Below are 16,144 nucleotides of genomic sequence, written 5' to 3'. Positions count from 1 at the left end.
CCGGCGGCCCTGCCACATCGTGACCAACGGCCACCTCAATGGCGAGGTGATCCGCCTCGATGGCGCGCTGCGCATGGCGCCGCGCTGAAAACAGCTTTTGTTCCCGTTCCCACCACCAACCATGCACAGGAGACAAACCATGATGCAACGTCGACTCTTCGTTCAAGCCACCGCCGGTGCTGCCGCCCTCGGCGCCCTCGCGCCCTACGCCGCCTTCGCGCAGGCGCTGGACCAGGTCAAGATCTTCTACGGCTTCCCCGCCGGCAGCGCGGGTGACAGCGTGGCGCGTCGCGTCGCCGAAAAGATTGGCGGCACGCCCTACAGCAAGCTTCCCGGCTTTGTCGAAAACAAGCCGGGCGCAGGTGGCCGCATCGCCGTCGAGACCCTGAAGAACTCGCCCGCCGACGGCTCGGTCCTGGCCCTGGCGCCGGTGTCGGCCCTGTCCGTGTACCCCTTCATCTATCCCAAGCTGGCCTACAAGCCGGAGGACGTGACACCGGTGTCGATCGGCGCCATCATGTTCCACGGCCTGGCCGTCGGGCCGGCCGTGCCGGCAGAAGTCAAGACACTGAAGGACTTCCTCGCCTGGGCCAAGGCCAATCCCACGCAAGCCAACTACGGCTCGCCGGGCGCCGGCTCCATGCCCCACCTGCTGGGTGCACTGCTGGGCATGCGCGCCGGCGTGGAGCTCAAGCACGTGCCCTACCGCGGTACGGTGCCCAGCATCACCGACCTGGTCGGCGGCCAGATCGCCGCCGCGATGAACCCGAGCGGCGACTACCTGCAGCACATGAAGACCGGCCGCGTACGCGTGCTGGCCACCTCGGGCCGCAAGCGCTCGCCTTACCTGCCGGATGTCCCGACCTTCACGGAACTCGGCTACCCCGACATCACCTCGGAAGAGTGGTTCGGCTTCTATGCGCCTGCCAAGACGCCGGCGGCCACCATCGCTGCGGCCAATGCCGCCATCACGCAGGCACTGAGGGACAAGTCGGTGGTCGATGCGCTGGCGCTCGTCGGTCTCGTCGCCTCTCCCAGCACGCCGCAGGCGATGGCCGCGGACCAGAAGGCCGAATACGAGCGCTGGGGACCGCTGGTCAAGCAGATCGGCTTCACGTCCGAGTCCTGATGAGGACCGGGCCGCGCGCGCGGCCCGGTTTCCCGCTGCTGCGTCCGCGGCAACAAGCTTCTCCCGCCCGCCGGCGGAACGGGCTGCCTGCGGCCTTGAACCCTGAACTTCTGGAGTTGTCCCATGAAGCATCGCTCCCGTCCCCTCCTGCTGCTCGTGCCGGCCGCCTTGCTGCTGGCCTCCTGCAGCACGAGCCCGCCCGCCACGCCGCCGGTGCTGGGCGCCAGCCGCGCTGCCACGCTGCAGACCTGCGAAGGACTGTTGGCCGGCTTCCGTCATGAGCAGACGCAGATCGATGCGGTGACGGCCGTTGCAGAGGGCGCGCTCAAGCAGGGCGCGCAAGCCATGCCGGCCCACTGCCTGGTCAAGGGCAGCATGCACAAGCGCAAGGGCAGCGACGGGCGCGACTACGCGATCGGCTTCGAGATGCGCTTGCCGCAGGCCTGGAACGGCCGCTTCTATTACCAGGGCAACGGCGGGCTGGACGGCAATGTGCAGCCCGCGCTCGGTGCGCTGGGCGGCGGGCCGCTGACCGGCGCGCTGTTTCAGGGCTTTGCCGTCATCAGCTCCGACGCCGGCCACACCGGCGCGCAGACCACGGTCTTCGGCCTGGAACCCCAGGCCCGGCTGGACTACGGCTACCAGGCCGTGGCCAAGCTCACGCCCATGGCCAAGGAGCTGATACGCACGGCCTATGGCCGGGGACCGGACCGCTCCTACATCGGCGGCTGTTCCAACGGCGGGCGCCACGCCATGGTGGCGGCTGCGCGCCTGGGCGAGCAGTACGACGGCTACCTGATCGGCGCACCTGGCTACCGCCTGCCCCATGCTGCACTGGCCCAGCTCTGGGGCGCCCAACAGTTCAGCACCCTGGCCACGCCGGGCGCTACCGCGCCACACCCCCTGGCTCCGCAGGGGCGCATCCCCGACCTGAGCAGCGCCTTCACGCCGCAGGAGCGCCAGACCGTGGCCCAGGCCATCCTGGCCCAGTGCGACGCCCTGGACGGCGCGCGCGACGGCTTGGTGCAGGACGTGCAAGCCTGCCAGGCCCGCTTCAATCTGCAGACCGATGTGCCCACCTGCAGCGCCGAGCGCACCGGACAATGCCTGAGCACTGCGCAGAAGCAGGTGCTGGGCACGCTCTTCAGCGGCGCCCGCAGCAGCAGTGGCCAGCCGCTGTATGCCCCCTTCCCCTATGACAGCGGCCTGGTCGGCGCCAACTGGGGCACCTGGAAGTTCGTGAACTCGCTGGCGCTGGACCCGCTGGCCGTGGGCACGGTGTTCAGCGTGCCGCCGGGCCGGGTCGAGGTGCTCAAGGAAGACCTGGGCGCACGCCTGGCACTGTTAAACGCCACCGATGACAACTACAAGGAATCGGGCCTGTCGCTCATGACACCGCCCGGCCATGAACAGCCCGTCAACCTGGCTCCGCTGCGCGCGCGCGGCGCCAGGATACTGCTCTACCACGGCGTGAGTGACGCGGTCTTCTCGGCCGAAGACACCCGGCGCTGGATCGAAACCCTGGGCAAGGCGCTGGGCGGCTCGACCGAGGACTTCGCCCGCTACTTCCCCGTGCCCGGCATGAACCATTGCAGCGGCGGCCCGGCCACCGACCAGTTCGACCTGCTGGGCCCGCTGGTGCAGTGGGTGGAACAGGGTGTGCCGCCCCAGGCCGTGAAGGCTGTGGCGCGCGGCGCGGGCAATGCCGGCGGCGTGAATGCAGAACTGCCGGCAGACTGGTCTGCCACGCGCAGCCGCCCCCTGTGCGCCTACCCGGCCGTAGCCCGCTACCAGGGCCAGGGTTCGCTGGAAGACGCCGGCAGTTTCATTTGCCAATAGGTTCAGCCCATGGATTACCAGCCCCGACTCGACGACATCCAGCAGCTGCTGATGGGCGTGCTCGATGCGCCCTCACAGCTGCAGGCCCTGCCACCGTATGCCGAAGTCGACGATGCACTGATGCGCCAGGTGCTGGAAGAGGCCGGCAAGTTCGTAACCAGCGAGATCGCCCCGCTGCAAGGCGTGGGCGACGAAACCGGTGCGCGCTTCGAGGCCGGCCGCGTCACCATGCCGCCGGGCTTTCGCGCCGCCTACCAGGCCTTCTGGCAGGGCGGCTGGCCCGCGCTGGCCTGCGCGCCCGAGGACGGCGGCCAGGGCCTGCCCGCCGTGCTGGAGGCCGTGCTCTACGAGATGCTGAGCGCGGCCAACCATGGCTGGACCATGGCGCCCGGCCTGCTGCACGGCGCCTACGAATGCATCAGGCACCACGGCAGCGATGCGCTGAAAGCGCGCTATCTGGAAAAGATCGCCACCGGCGAGTGGCTGGCCACCATGTGCCTGACCGAGCCGCAGGCCGGCAGCGACCTGGGCCTGGTGCGCACGAAAGCCGTGCCGCAGACCGATGGCAGCTACCTTGTTTCCGGCAGCAAGATCTTCATCTCGGGTGGTGAGCACGACCTCACCGACAACATCGTGCACCTGGTGCTGGCACGCCTGCCCGATGCAGCGCCCGGCCCCAAGGGCCTCTCGCTCTTCCTCGCACCCAAGATCCTGCCCGACGGCAGGCGCAACGGTGTGTTCTGCGAACGCATCGAGGAGAAGATGGGCCTGCACGGCAGCCCGACCTGCGTGATGCGTTTCGAGGACGCGACGGGCTGGCTCGTGGGCGAACCGCACCGCGGCCTGAATGCCATGTTCGTCATGATGAACGCGGCCCGCCTGCACGTGGGCCTGCAGGGCATCGGCCTGCTGGAAGCCGCGTGGCAAAAAGCCAGCGCTTATGCGCAGGAGCGCCGCCAGATGCGCGCGCCTGGCGCCACGCAGACCAGCCTCATCGAGGACCACCCGGCGATCCAGCGCATCCTCACGACACAGCGCGCCTGGATCGATGGCGGCCGGCTGCTGGCCTATCGCACGGCCATCGAACTGGATATGGCCAAGCACCATGCCGACGCAGCGCGGCGCGAGTCCGCACAGCGCTGGTGCAGCCTGGTGACACCGGTACTCAAGGCCGCCTGGACGGCCCAGGGTTTCCATGGCGCCAGCGCCTGCCTGCAGGTCTTCGGCGGCCACGGTTATGTGCGTGAATGGGGCATCGAGCAGATCGTGCGCGATGCGCGCGTGACCATGATCTACGAGGGCACCAACGAGATCCAGGCCATCGACCTGCTGCTGCGCAAGGTGCTGCCCGACGGCGGCGGCGCGCTGGGCGCGCTGTTCGATCAATTGGCCACCGAGGACCCCTTGCCCCTGGAGGTGCAACAGCGTTTCGACGCCTTGCGCCGGCTGGCCGTGCGCCTGGCCCAGGCCGCGACCTACCGCGCCGACCTGGCCTACTGGGTCGCAGACGACTTCCTGCAGGCTTTGGCCCTGGCCTTGCTGGGCTGGGCCGGTGCGCGCATCACAAGCAGCCAGCCGCACTGGTTGGCCCCGGCGCGCGCCCTGCAGACCTGGGTGCTGCCGGCCTTCACCATGCATCTGCAGATCATCGAACAGCAGCTGGCCGACACCGAAACCGCCGCCCCCGCACCGGCGGCCGCCTGAACCAACACCCCACCATGGCCACTCGCAAACCCAGCCCCGACACCGCCATCGAACAGGTCGATACCAGCTACCTGGAAAGCCTGGTCGGCTACAACGCCCGCCGCGCCACCCTGGTCATCGTCGATGCCTTCCTGCGCAATATGGCGGTCTATGGCCTGCGCCCGGTCGACTTCTCCGTGCTGTCGCTCATCGCGCACAACCCGGGCATCACCTCACGCCAGCTCTGCACGACCCTCAACATCCAGCCACCCAACCTGGTGGGCATGATCAACCAGCTGCAAAGACGCGAGCTCATCACGCGCCGCCCCCACCCGCACGACGGCCGCGCCATGGGCCTGCACCTGACGGCCGCGGGCAAGAAGATGGTGAAGCAGGCCGAGGTGACGGCGTCCGAACTGGAGGAAGCCACCACCGCCCGGCTGACCGTCGCCGAGCGGAAAATGCTCATGCAGCTGTTGAGAAAAATCTATATTTGATGCAATTTTTCACGCTGCACGGCCCTCGACCGGTCGCATCCGTGCCTACGGGAAAACCCATTAGCTATTAATCTTGTAGCAGTCCGGAATCTGCGATATAGTCCGCCTTCGCCTCGTCTGCTTGCCGGTCTGCCGGCTGCGACAGGCACAGGGAGGGTGCACCGGGCCATGAACCAGGTGCTTCAAGGAGTGCTGTGGAATGAGCTACAAGGAAAACGCCGCCATTGGTCAGCTGCTGGCTCTGCTGGAGTCGCGCTACGCCATGCGTGTGCTGTGGGCACTGCGCGACGGCCACGCCCAGACCTTCCGGTTGTTGCAGGACAGCGTGGGCGGCATCACCCCCAACACCCTGAACACCCGCATCAAGGAACTGCGCGAGGCCGGCCTGCTCAACCACGGCAGCGACGGCTACCTGCTCACCACCAGCGGCGCCGAACTGACCCGCCGCATGGGTGAGTTGCCCGCCTTTGCCAGCAAATGGCTGGCCAGCCAGGCGCGCAAGGCGCGCTGAGCCCCAAGCGCCGGCAGCTGCGCCGCCGGATCGCTCCCAACTGGCATAATTCGCCCTTCGCCGGCTGGCGTGCGGGCTTCAAACCGGCACCGTCAGCTATCAAATAAATAGCGAGAAGGACCGCGCCATGGCCATCACCACCACCCCCTCCGGACTGCAGTACGAAGACACCATCCCCGGCACGGGTGCCGAGGCCACCCGCGGCCAGAATGTGACCGTTCACTACACCGGCTGGCTCTACAACAATGGCGTGCAAGGCGCCAAGTTCGATTCCAGCAAGGACCGCAACGACCCCTTCGAGTTTTCGCTGGGTGGCGGCATGGTGATCCGCGGCTGGGACGAGGGCGTGGCCGGCATGAAGATCGGCGGCACGCGTGTGCTGATCATCCCGGCGGCCCTGGGCTACGGTGCCCGCGGCGCCGGCGGCGTGATCCCGCCCAACGCCACCCTGAAATTCGAAGTCGAACTGCTGGCCCTGGCCGGCTGATCCTCCCACCGGCCGCCCTGCGGCCGGTTCCTGTTGTCCCCCTTGAAATGGTGGATTCCGTCCCCAAGTCGGCGGCTGATCCCCATTCCCTCCGAAAAATGACCGACCCGCAAGCCACTCCCACGCCCGATCAGGCCCCCGAAAGCGGCGCCGCTGATCCCTTGACCCAGGTCCAGGCCGAACTGGCCGAACTCAAGGCCAAAAGCACTGAGCTGGCCGACCAGTTCCTGCGCGCCAAGGCCGAGGCCGAAAATGCCCGCCGCCGCGCCGAGGAAGAAATCACCAAGGCCCGCAAGTTCGCGGTGGAGAGTTTTGCCGAAAGCCTGCTACCGGTGACCGACAGCCTGGAAGCCGGCCTGACCATCAAGGACGCCACCCCCGAGCAGATCCGCGAAGGCGCCCAGGCCACCCTGCGCCAGTTGACCGCCGCGCTGGAGCGCAACAAGGTCATCGCCATCAACCCGGCCGCCGGCACCAAATTCGATCCGCACCAGCACCAGGCCATCAGCGTGGTGCCGGCCGACCAGGAAGCCAACACCGTGGTCAGCGTTCTGCAAAAGGGCTACACCATTGCCGAGCGCGTGCTACGCCCCGCCCTGGTGACCGTGGCCGCGCCCAAATAAGGCCCTTGAAACCGGCCAGCTTATCCACAAGTACAGCGCAACAGAATTTTTACGAATCTCAGGAGTAAGACATGGGCAAAATCATCGGCATCGACCTCGGCACCACCAACAGCTGCGTTTCCATCATGGAAGGCAACACCACGAAGGTGATCGAGAACGCAGAAGGTACGCGCACCACCCCGTCCATCGTCGCCTACCAGGAAGACGGCGAAGTGCTGGTCGGCGCCTCGGCCAAGCGCCAGGCGGTCACCAACCCCAGGAACACGCTGTACGCCATCAAGCGCCTGATCGGCCGCAAGTTCACCGAGAAGGAAGTGCAGAAGGACATCGACCTGATGCCCTACAGCATCGTGGCCGCCGACAACGGCGACGCCTGGGTGGAAGTGCGCGGCAAGAAGATCTCGGCCCAGCAGGTCAGCGCCGACATCCTGCGCAAGATGAAGAAGACCGCCGAGGACTACCTGGGCGAGCCCGTGACCGAAGCCGTGATCACGGTGCCGGCCTACTTCAACGACGCCCAGCGCCAGGCCACCAAGGACGCCGGCCGTATTGCCGGCCTGGAAGTCAAGCGCATCATCAACGAGCCCACCGCCGCGGCCCTGGCCTTCGGCCTGGACAAGCACGGTGCCGGTGACCGCAAGATCGCCGTGTACGACCTGGGCGGCGGCACCTTCGACGTGTCGATCATCGAGATCGCCGACGTCGACGGCGAGAAACAGTTCGAAGTGCTGTCGACCAACGGCGACACCTTCCTGGGCGGCGAAGACTTCGACCAGCGCATCATCGACTTCATCATCTCCGAGTTCAAGAAGGACCAGGGTGTGGACCTGAGCAAGGACGTGCTGGCCCTGCAACGCCTCAAGGAAGCCGCCGAGAAGGCCAAGATCGAGCTCTCCAGCAACTCGCAGACCGACGTCAACCTGCCCTACATCACTGCGGACGCTACCGGTCCGAAGCACCTGAGCGTCAAGCTCACCCGTGCCAAGCTGGAAAGCCTGGTGGAGGAACTGATCGAGCGCACCATCGCCCCCTGCCGCACCGCCATCAAGGATGCTGGCGTGTCGGTCGGCGACATCCAGGACGTGATCCTGGTCGGCGGCATGACCCGCATGCCCAAGGTGCAGGACAAGGTCAAGGAGTTCTTCGGCAAGGAGCCGCGCAAGGATGTGAACCCCGACGAGGCCGTGGCCGTGGGCGCCGCCATCCAGGGCCAGGTGCTCTCGGGTGACCGCAAGGACGTGCTGCTGCTGGACGTCACCCCCCTGTCCCTGGGCATCGAGACCCTGGGCGGCGTGATGACCAAGATGATCGCCAAGAACACGACCATCCCGACCAAGTTCGCACAGACCTTCTCCACCGCCGACGACAACCAGCCGGCCGTGACCATCAAGGTCTACCAGGGCGAACGCGAGATGGCCAGCGGCAACAAGTCGCTGGGCGAATTCAACCTGGAAGGCATTGCACCGGCACCGCGCGGCCTGCCGCAGATCGAGGTGAGCTTCGACATCGACGCCAACGGCATCCTGCACGTGGGCGCCAAGGACAAGGCCACGGGCAAGGAAAACAAGATCACCATCAAGGCCAACTCGGGTCTGTCCGAGGAGGAAATCCAGAAGATGGTGAAGGACGCCGAGCTCAACGCCGCCGACGACAAGAAGCGCCTTGAGCTGGTGCAGGCCCGCAACCAGGCCGATGCCACCGTGCACGGCGTGCGCAAGAGCATGACCGAGCACGGCGACAAGCTCGATGCCGGCGAGAAGGAGAAGATCGAAGCCGCCGCCAAGGACCTGGAAGAAGCCATCAAGGGCGAGGACAAGGCCGCCATCGAGGCCAAGACCGAGGCCCTGATGCTGGCCAGCCAGAAGCTGGGCGAGAAGCTCTACGCCGAGCAGCAGGCCGCGGCAGGCGCCGCCGGTGGCGGTGCCGCCCCGGGTGCCGAGCAGCCACAGGCCAGCCGTCCGGCCGACGACAATGTGGTGGACGCGGAAGTCAAGGAAGTCAAGAAAGGTTGACGTTGGGCGCCTCGCGCCGCCTCAACTCGCCGCGTTCGACACTTGCCCCCGGTAAGGTCAACGCGGCGTTCCTGCTCTAGAACTTAACGAATATGGCCACCAAAAGAGACTTTTACGAAATCCTCGGCTTGCCCAAGAATGCCTCCGACGAGGACATCAAGAAGGCGTATCGCAAGCTGGCGATGAAGCACCACCCGGACCGCAACCAGGGTGACAGCGCCAAGGTGGCCGAGGAAAAATTCAAGGAGGCCAAGGAGGCCTACGAGATGCTGTCGGACGCGCAGAAGCGCGCGGCCTACGACCAGTACGGCCACGCCGGCGTCGACCCCAATATGCGTGGCGGTGCCGGCGAAGGTTTTGGCGGTGGCTTTGCCGAAGCCTTCGGCGACATCTTCGGCGACATGTTCGGCCAGCAGCGCGGGCGCGGGGCCGGCGGCCGCCAGGTCTACCGCGGCAGCGACCTGAGCTACGCCATGGAGATCACGCTGGAGGAAGCGGCCCGCGGCAAGGACGCGCAGATCCGCATCCCCAGCTGGGACAACTGCGACACCTGCCGCGGCACGGGCGCCAAACCCGGTACCCAGGTCAAGCCCTGCAGCACCTGCCACGGCTCGGGTTCGGTGCAGATGCGCCAGGGCTTCTTCAGCGTGCAGCAGACCTGCCCGCACTGCCAGGGCACGGGCAAGATCATCCCCGAGCCCTGCACCAGCTGCCAGGGTCAGGGCCGCATCAAGCGCCAGAAGACGCTGGAAGTGAAGATCCCCGCCGGCATCGACGATGGCATGCGCATCCGCAGCACCGGCAACGGCGAGCCGGGCATGAACGGCGGACCGCCGGGTGACCTCTACATCGAGATCCGCCTGCGCAAGCACGACATCTTCGAGCGCGACGGCGATGACCTGCATTGCGCCGTGCCCATCAGCTTCGTCACGGCGGCGCTGGGCGGCGAGATCGATGTGCCGACGCTGCAGGGCAAGGCCGCCATCGACATCCCCGAGGGCACGCAGACCGGCAAGCAGTTCCGCCTGCGCGGCAAGGGCATCAAGGGCGTGCGCGCCAGCTACCCCGGCGACCTGTATTGCCACATCACGGTGGAAACCCCGGTCAAACTCACCGAGCACCAGCGCAAGCTGCTGCGCGAACTGGGCGAGTCCCTGCAGAAGGGTGGCGCCAAGCACTCGCCGGGTGAAGGCAGCTGGGCCGACCGGCTCAAGAGCTTCTTCAGCTGACGCCAACGGCCACGACCCCAGAGTCGCGACGGCACAAGCCCTCGCGACTTTTTTTGATCTGGATCGGATGAAGCTGAACGGCGCAGGACTAACATGCGGCCATGAGCGTCTCCATCACCTTCCTCGGCGGAGCCAGTACGGTCACCGGCTCCAAATACCTGGTGCGCCATGGCGCCGAAACCCTGCTGGTGGACTGCGGCCTGTTCCAAGGCTACAAGCAGCTGCGTCTGCGCAACTGGAATCCGCTGCCCGTCGCCCCCAGCCAGATCCATGCCGTCATCCTCACGCACGCGCATCTGGACCACAGCGGCTACCTGCCGCTGCTGGCGCGCGAGGGCTACGGCGGCCACGTGCACGCCACCCGCGGCACACGCGAACTGTGCGCGGTGCTGCTGCCCGACAGCGGCCATATCCAGGAGGAAGATGCGGCCTTTGCCAACCGTCACGGTTTTTCCAAGCACGCACCGGCCCTGCCGCTGTACACGCGCAAGGATGCGCTGGCCTGCCTCAAGCTGATCAAGCAACATGACTTCAGCCACAGTTTCGAACCCGTCAAGGGCTGGCGCGCCACCTTCTTCCGCGCCGGCCACATCCTGGGCGCGGCCAGCCTGCTGCTGGAAGTGGCAGGGCGGCGCATCCTGTTCTCGGGCGACCTGGGCCGCACCGACGACTTCCTCATGAACCCGCCCGACCGCGCTCCGGCGGCCGACACGGTGGTGATCGAATCGACCTACGGCGACCGCACCCACCCGAAAGAGGACGTGCTGGCCGAACTCGGCCCGGCCCTGCACCGGCTGGCCGGGCGCGGCGGGGTGGCGGTGATCCCGGTCTTCGCCGTCGGGCGCGCGCAGGAAATCCTGCACGCCATCGCCGTGCTCAAGGCGCGCGGCGAAATCCCGTCCAGGCTGCCGGTCTTCCTGGACAGCCCCATGGCCATCCACACCACCCATCTGTTCGAGCACTTCCCCGACGAGCACCGGCTCGATGCCAGGGCGGTCAAGGCCATGACGCACTGTGCCACCATGGTCAACACCCCCGACGAATCCAAGGCCCTGGCGCGTCGCCATGGCCCCATGGTCATCCTGGCTGCCAGCGGCATGGCCACCGGCGGACGTGTGCTGCACCATCTGGCACTCTACGCCGGGGACCACCGCAACATGATCGTGCTGACCGGCTTCCAGTCGCCCGGCACGCGCGGCGCCACGCTGGCCTCTGGTGCGCCCTCGGTGCGCATCCACGGCAAGGATGTCAGCGTGGGCGCCGAAGTCGTGCAGCTGCAATCGGCCTCGGCGCATGCCGACGCGCCGCAACTCATGGCCTGGCTGGGCACCCTGCCCTCCGCCCCGTCGCAGGTCTATATCGTGCATGGCGAGAGCGGCGCCTCGGATGCGCTGCGCCAGCGGATCGAACACGGCCTGGGCTGGCGCGCCCTGGCGCCCGAGCATGGCGCCACCTGGCCGGCCTGAGGTCTGCACGCAGGGTTACTCCCTGTTACGCGACCCGGCCCCAATCGGTCAGAATGGCCCGCCATGAGCCTGAGACTCTTCCACGTCACCGAATTCGCGCAATCGATGCTGTCGCCCGCCGACCAGCGCGAGGCGCGGCATCCGGCGCAGCTCCTGCTCTGGGCCAGTCTCTGGCTGGCCCTCACCGGCAATCTTCCCCTCTGGCGTGAGCTCGTGCGCCTGCCCATGGACGGCGGTTCACTGCTGTGGATCGGCCTGTGCTTCGGTCTGCTGACGACCGCCGCGCTCGGTGCCCTGCTCAGCCTGCTGAACTGGCCCTGGCTGTTGAAAGCCGTCATCACCCTGCTGCTGTGGCTGGTCGCCCTCAACTCGCTCCTGCTATGGGCCGGCCACGGCTACCTGAGCGCCAACCTGCAGCCCGACAAGGTACAGGCCGTATGGGCCCAGCTGCGTGCCCTGCCCTTGTGGCAGCCCCTGCTGGCATTCGGCCTGCTGGCGGGGGTGCCCTCGGTGTGGATGGGGCAGCTCAGCCTGCGTCGCGTCGCCCTGGCCAGCCGTTTGCCGCAAAACATGCTGTTGCTCCTGCTCTTCGTCTGCCTGCTGGGGTTGGTCTGGTTCCTGGGCAAATCGGCGTTGCTGCCCTTGCTGCAGGACCAGCCGCGCTGGCTCGAACTGCTCAGCCCCTTCAACACGCTGCTGAGCCTGCGTCACTGAAGTCTGCGCCTGCGCGCGGCCGCCGCCGTTGCCAGCTTTCGTGCATTCGCTATGATGGCCCGCGCGCCATACCTCCGGTGGTAACACCGGGCGCACAGGAGGCAAGCTTGGATTCCAGCACAAGAAACAAGATGTCCGGGAATGGCCCATCATCCGACTTCCAGTCGCGACTGATCAAGGCCATCTACGACACCTCACCCGACGGCATCCTCGTGGTCGATGCCCAGGGCATGGTGGTGGCACACAACCGCCAGTTCCTCCAGCTCTGGCACATCGTTCCCAGCCAGTTGCACATGAAAGCCGACGGCACGGCCATCGGGGAATCGGACGCGCCCCTGCTCGCCGAAGTGGTGGCCCGGGTCCAGAACCCCGCGGCCTTCCTGGAACGGGTGCGCGAGCTCTACGACAACCCGCAGCTCGACGACCACTGCGAGATCGAGCTCAAGGACGCTCGCACGCTGGAGCGTCATTCCACCGTGCTGCGCGGAGAGCACGACGAGTACCTCGGACGCGTCTGGTTCTTCCGCGACATCACGATCCAGAAAAACCACGAGGCGGCACTGATCCAGCTGGCCCGGCACGACCCGCTGACTGGCACGGCCAACCGGCGCTATTTCTTCGAACGCGCCGAGCAGGAGTTCATGCGCAGCCGCCGTTATCAGACACCGCTGTCCATCGCCCTGATCGACGTGGACCATTTCAAGCACATCAACGACCAGTTCGGCCACGCCACCGGGGACGAGGTGCTCAAACTGCTGAGCGGGAAGATAACGGCCCTGCTGCGCGAAAGCGATCTGCTGGCGCGCATCGGCGGCGAGGAGTTCGCCATCCTCATGCCCAGCACCGGCCTGGCCGGTGCCGCGCTGATGGCGGAGCGCCTGCGCGTGACGATCGCCGAGGAGGCCAGCCCGGTGGCCGGGTTGATGCTGCACCTGCGCTTCAGCGCCGGGGTCACCCAGCTCAAGGCCCAAGACCAGTCCATCGAGGACTGCCTGCGCCGCGCCGACGAAGCCATGTACAAGGCCAAGCAGGCCGGGCGCGACCGCGTCGAAGCCTGCGCCTGAGAGCTCAGACGCCGGCCGAAACCACCAGCAGATGCTCGCGTGCAGCGCGGTACTCGCGGCGCAGCTGCTCGATGAACTCACCAGCCCCCTGCACCTGGGTGATGGCGCCGATGCCCTGGCCTGAACCCCAGATGTCCTTCCAGGCCTTCTTGGCGTCGCCGCCGAAGTTCATCGTGCTGGGGTCGCTCTCTGGCAGCTTGTCCGGGTCCAGGCCCGCGGCACGGATGCTGGGCGCCAGGTAGTTGCCGTGCACTCCGGTGAACAGGTTGCTGTAGACGATGTCGTCCGAATTGCCTTCGACGATGGCCTGCTTGTAGGCCTCGACCGCGCGCGCCTCATGGGTGGCAATGAAGGCCGTGCCCATGTAGGCGAAGTCTGCGCCCATGGCCTGCGCCGCCAGCACGGAAGCCCCGGTGGCAATCGACCCGCTGAGCGCCACCGGGCCGTCGAACCACTGGCGGATTTCCTGCACCAGGGCGAAGGGGCTCTTCACGCCCGCGTGGCCGCCGGCACCGGCCGCCACAGCGATCAGGCCGTCAGCGCCCTTCTCGATGGCCTTGTGCGCGAACTTGTTGTTGATGATGTCGTGCAGCACCACGCCGCCGTAGCTGTGCGCGGCCTGGTTGATCTCTTCACGCGCGCCCAGCGAGGTGATGATGACCGGCACCTTGTACTTCACGCACAGGGCCATGTCGTGCTCGAGCCGGTCGTTGGACTTGTGCACGATCTGGTTGATGGCAAAGGGTGCGGCCGGACGGTCCGGATGCGCCTTGTTGTGCGCGGCCAGGGCTTCGGTGATCTCGGCCAGCCATTCGTCAAGCTGTGCCGCGGGGCGTGCGTTGAGCGCGGGCATGGAACCGATCACGCCCGCAATGCACTGGGCAATCACCAGCTTGGGGTTGCTGATGATGAACAGCGGCGAACCGATGATGGGCAGGGGCAGGTTCTGCAGGGTGGCGGGGAGCTTGGACATCGTGTCTCCAGGGGAATGCTGACATTCTCAAGAAAAACGGCTGCCGTCGATGTCAATCGAGCGACAGCCGGATAGCTATCAATTCAATAGCAAAATCAGAAGGCTTCGAGCGCCAGCGCCGTCACGCTGCCAGCGCCTTCCACGATGCTGTCGCGTACGCCCGGGGCCTTGCTCAGGAGGTGATCGGCATAAAAGCGTGCCACCGTGATCTTGGACTGCATGAAAGCCGCATCCTCGCCCCGGGCCAGTTCGGCCTGCGCCACCAGCAGGGCGCGCGCCAACTGCCAGCCCGCCATCAGGTTGCCCGCCAGCATCAGGTAGGGCACGCTACCGGCGTACACGGCGTTGGGGTCCTTCTGGGTCGCCATGAACTCGACCACATCGATGAAAGCCAGTCGGGCCGCCGTCAGGCGCTTGGCCACGGCCAGCGCATCGGGACTGCCGTTCTTCTTGAGCTCGGCTTCCGTAGTTTCAATTTGCCTGGCGATCGCCTTGGCGGTCTGGCCACCGTCGCGCAGGGTCTTGCGGCCCACGAGGTCATTGGCCTGGATGGCGGTGGTGCCTTCGTAGATGGTCAGGATCTTGGCATCGCGGTAGTGCTGGGCCGCGCCGGTTTCCTCGATGAAACCCATGCCGCCGTGCACCTGCACGCCCAGGCTGGTGACTTCCAGGCTCATCTCGGTGCTGTAGCCCTTGACCAGGGGCACCATGAATTCGTAGAAGGCCTGGTTCTCCTTGCGAACCTCGGCATCCGGGTGGTGGTGCGCGGCGTCGTAGGCCGCAGCAGCCACGGAAGCCATGGAGCGGCAACCCTCGATGTAGGCGCGCATGGTCATGAGCATACGACGCACGTCGGGGTGGTGGATGATGGGTGCGCTGGTCTTGAGCGAGCCATCGACCGGGCGGCTCTGCACACGGTCACGTGCGTAGCCCACGGCCTGCTGGTAGGCGCGCTCGGCCACGGCAATGCCCTGCATGCCCACCGCATAACGCGCGGCGTTCATCATGATGAACATGTATTCCAGGCCGCGATTCTCCTGGCCCACGAGGTAGCCCACGGCACCGCCGTGATCTCCATATTGGAGAACTGCCGTCGGGCTGGCCTTGATGCCCAGCTTGTGCTCGATGCTCACGCAATGCACGTCGTTGCGCGCGCCGAGCGTTCCATCCTTGTTCACCATGAACTTGGGCACGACAAACAGGCTGATGCCCTTGATGCCTTCGGGTGCACCGGTCACACGCGCCAGCACCAGGTGCACGATGTTGCCCGCCATGTCGTGCTCGCCGTAGGTGATGAAGATCTTGGTGCCGAAGACCTTGTAGCTGCCGTCGGGCTGCGGCTCGGCGCGGCTGCGCACCAGGGCCAGATCACTGCCAGCCTGCGGCTCGGTCAGGTTCATGGTGCCGGTCCACTCGCCGCTCACCAGCTTTTCCAGATAGGTGGCCTTGAGTTCATCGCTGCCCGCGGTCAGCAGGGCCTCGATGGCGCCGTCGGTCAGCAGGGGGCACAGGGCAAAACTCAGGTTGGCGCTGTTCACCATCTCGATGCAGGCCGCACCGATGGTCTTGGGCAGGCCCTGGCCGCCGAAGTCGGCCGGGTGCTGCAGGCCCTGCCAGCCGCCTTCGCCGAACTGGCGGAAAGCTTCCTTGAAACCCGGGGTGGTGGTGACCACGCCGTCTTTCCAGCTCGAGGGGTTCTTGTCGCCATCCCAGTTCAGCGGCGCGACCACCTGCTCATTGAACTTGGCCGCCTCCTCCAGCACGGCCTGGGCCGTGTCGTAGCCGGCATCCTCAAAACCGGGCAGGCGCGCGATCTCGTCGATCTGCGCCAGGTGCTTGATGTTGAACAGCATGTCCTTCAGGGGCGCGACATAGCTCATGGCGGGACTCCAGCGAATTTGAAACGATGAAAAAAAG

Annotated in this window: 14 protein-coding genes and 1 pseudogene; 13 read left to right on the top strand and 2 right to left on the bottom strand. The window is 66.6% G+C overall.

What is annotated here, in order from left to right; translation table 11 throughout:
* The 13 genes and pseudogenes from AO057_RS18250 to AO057_RS09515 all read left to right on the top strand — a co-directional run.
* Nucleotides 1–88: pseudogene (locus AO057_RS18250) on the top strand (3-hydroxyacyl-CoA dehydrogenase); the annotation flags it as partial.
* 51 nt (nucleotides 89–139) lie between these two features.
* Nucleotides 140–1,129 (top strand): tripartite tricarboxylate transporter substrate-binding protein, encoded by a 990-nt coding sequence (locus tag AO057_RS09570; protein ID WP_057675411.1) that lies wholly within the window; start codon nucleotides 140–142, stop codon nucleotides 1,127–1,129.
* 123 nt (nucleotides 1,130–1,252) lie between these two features.
* Entirely contained in the window at nucleotides 1,253–2,968 is a 1,716-nt protein-coding gene (locus tag AO057_RS09565) for a tannase/feruloyl esterase family alpha/beta hydrolase (RefSeq protein WP_057675410.1), read from the top strand.
* Nucleotides 2,969–2,977: 9 nt separating this feature from the next.
* A complete protein-coding gene (locus AO057_RS09560) occupies nucleotides 2,978–4,672 on the top strand; it encodes an acyl-CoA dehydrogenase family protein (RefSeq protein ID WP_057675409.1) in 1,695 nt (564 codons plus the stop codon).
* A 14-nt stretch (nucleotides 4,673–4,686) separates the two neighbouring features.
* Complete coding sequence (locus AO057_RS09555) at nucleotides 4,687–5,148, top strand: MarR family winged helix-turn-helix transcriptional regulator (protein ID WP_057675408.1); 462 nt, start codon at nucleotides 4,687–4,689, stop codon at nucleotides 5,146–5,148.
* A gap of 199 nt (nucleotides 5,149–5,347) precedes the next feature.
* Entirely contained in the window at nucleotides 5,348–5,659 is a 312-nt protein-coding gene (locus tag AO057_RS09550; protein WP_057675407.1) for a winged helix-turn-helix transcriptional regulator, read from the top strand.
* A 127-nt stretch (nucleotides 5,660–5,786) separates the two neighbouring features.
* Entirely contained in the window at nucleotides 5,787–6,146 is a 360-nt protein-coding gene (locus AO057_RS09545; protein WP_057675406.1) for an FKBP-type peptidyl-prolyl cis-trans isomerase, read from the top strand.
* A gap of 98 nt (nucleotides 6,147–6,244) precedes the next feature.
* Nucleotides 6,245–6,769 (top strand): nucleotide exchange factor GrpE, encoded by a 525-nt coding sequence (gene grpE / locus AO057_RS09540; protein WP_057675405.1) that lies wholly within the window; start codon nucleotides 6,245–6,247, stop codon nucleotides 6,767–6,769.
* Nucleotides 6,770–6,840: 71 nt separating this feature from the next.
* Entirely contained in the window at nucleotides 6,841–8,781 is a 1,941-nt protein-coding gene (gene dnaK / locus AO057_RS09535) for a molecular chaperone DnaK (RefSeq protein ID WP_057675404.1), read from the top strand.
* A gap of 92 nt (nucleotides 8,782–8,873) precedes the next feature.
* A complete protein-coding gene (dnaJ, locus tag AO057_RS09530; protein WP_057675403.1) occupies nucleotides 8,874–10,010 on the top strand; it encodes a molecular chaperone DnaJ in 1,137 nt (378 codons plus the stop codon).
* A 101-nt stretch (nucleotides 10,011–10,111) separates the two neighbouring features.
* Nucleotides 10,112–11,476: an MBL fold metallo-hydrolase gene (locus AO057_RS09525; protein WP_057675402.1), complete on the top strand. Its 1,365-nt coding sequence runs from the start codon at nucleotides 10,112–10,114 to the stop codon at nucleotides 11,474–11,476.
* Between the two features lie 63 nt (nucleotides 11,477–11,539).
* Entirely contained in the window at nucleotides 11,540–12,190 is a 651-nt protein-coding gene (locus tag AO057_RS09520) for a phosphoethanolamine transferase domain-containing protein (protein ID WP_082605496.1), read from the top strand.
* Between the two features lie 107 nt (nucleotides 12,191–12,297).
* Nucleotides 12,298–13,254 (top strand): sensor domain-containing diguanylate cyclase, encoded by a 957-nt coding sequence (locus AO057_RS09515; RefSeq protein WP_168163365.1) that lies wholly within the window; start codon nucleotides 12,298–12,300, stop codon nucleotides 13,252–13,254.
* A gap of 4 nt (nucleotides 13,255–13,258) precedes the next feature.
* On the opposite strand, the gene AO057_RS09510 is transcribed toward AO057_RS09515, so the two are convergent.
* On the bottom strand, nucleotides 13,259–14,227 hold the full coding sequence (locus AO057_RS09510; RefSeq protein ID WP_057675399.1) for an NAD(P)H-dependent flavin oxidoreductase: 969 nt from the start codon (nucleotides 14,225–14,227) through the stop codon (nucleotides 13,259–13,261).
* A gap of 95 nt (nucleotides 14,228–14,322) precedes the next feature.
* Nucleotides 14,323–16,107: an acyl-CoA dehydrogenase gene (locus AO057_RS09505; RefSeq protein WP_057675398.1), complete on the bottom strand. Its 1,785-nt coding sequence runs from the start codon at nucleotides 16,105–16,107 to the stop codon at nucleotides 14,323–14,325.
* Nucleotides 16,108–16,144: the final 37 nt, after the last annotated feature.

This window comes from Curvibacter sp. PAE-UM (assembly GCF_001432305.1).
Lineage (GTDB): Bacteria > Pseudomonadota > Gammaproteobacteria > Burkholderiales > Burkholderiaceae_C > Hylemonella.
Note: the sequence above shows the minus strand (reverse complement) of the source record. Positions and strands in the feature narration are given on the sequence as shown.

Coding starts and splice junctions, on each gene's coding strand:
- AO057_RS09570 (WP_057675411.1), top strand. CDS start 140: ATGATGCAACGTCGACTCTTCGTTCAAGCCACCGCCGGTGCTGCCGCC.
- AO057_RS09565 (WP_057675410.1), top strand. CDS start 1,253: ATGAAGCATCGCTCCCGTCCCCTCCTGCTGCTCGTGCCGGCCGCCTTG.
- AO057_RS09560 (WP_057675409.1), top strand. CDS start 2,978: ATGGATTACCAGCCCCGACTCGACGACATCCAGCAGCTGCTGATGGGC.
- AO057_RS09555 (WP_057675408.1), top strand. CDS start 4,687: ATGGCCACTCGCAAACCCAGCCCCGACACCGCCATCGAACAGGTCGAT.
- AO057_RS09550 (WP_057675407.1), top strand. CDS start 5,348: ATGAGCTACAAGGAAAACGCCGCCATTGGTCAGCTGCTGGCTCTGCTG.
- AO057_RS09545 (WP_057675406.1), top strand. CDS start 5,787: ATGGCCATCACCACCACCCCCTCCGGACTGCAGTACGAAGACACCATC.
- grpE (WP_057675405.1), top strand. CDS start 6,245: ATGACCGACCCGCAAGCCACTCCCACGCCCGATCAGGCCCCCGAAAGC.
- dnaK (WP_057675404.1), top strand. CDS start 6,841: ATGGGCAAAATCATCGGCATCGACCTCGGCACCACCAACAGCTGCGTT.
- dnaJ (WP_057675403.1), top strand. CDS start 8,874: ATGGCCACCAAAAGAGACTTTTACGAAATCCTCGGCTTGCCCAAGAAT.
- AO057_RS09525 (WP_057675402.1), top strand. CDS start 10,112: ATGAGCGTCTCCATCACCTTCCTCGGCGGAGCCAGTACGGTCACCGGC.
- AO057_RS09520 (WP_082605496.1), top strand. CDS start 11,540: ATGAGCCTGAGACTCTTCCACGTCACCGAATTCGCGCAATCGATGCTG.
- AO057_RS09510 (WP_057675399.1), bottom strand. CDS start 14,227: ATGTCCAAGCTCCCCGCCACCCTGCAGAACCTGCCCCTGCCCATCATC.
- AO057_RS09505 (WP_057675398.1), bottom strand. CDS start 16,107: ATGAGCTATGTCGCGCCCCTGAAGGACATGCTGTTCAACATCAAGCAC.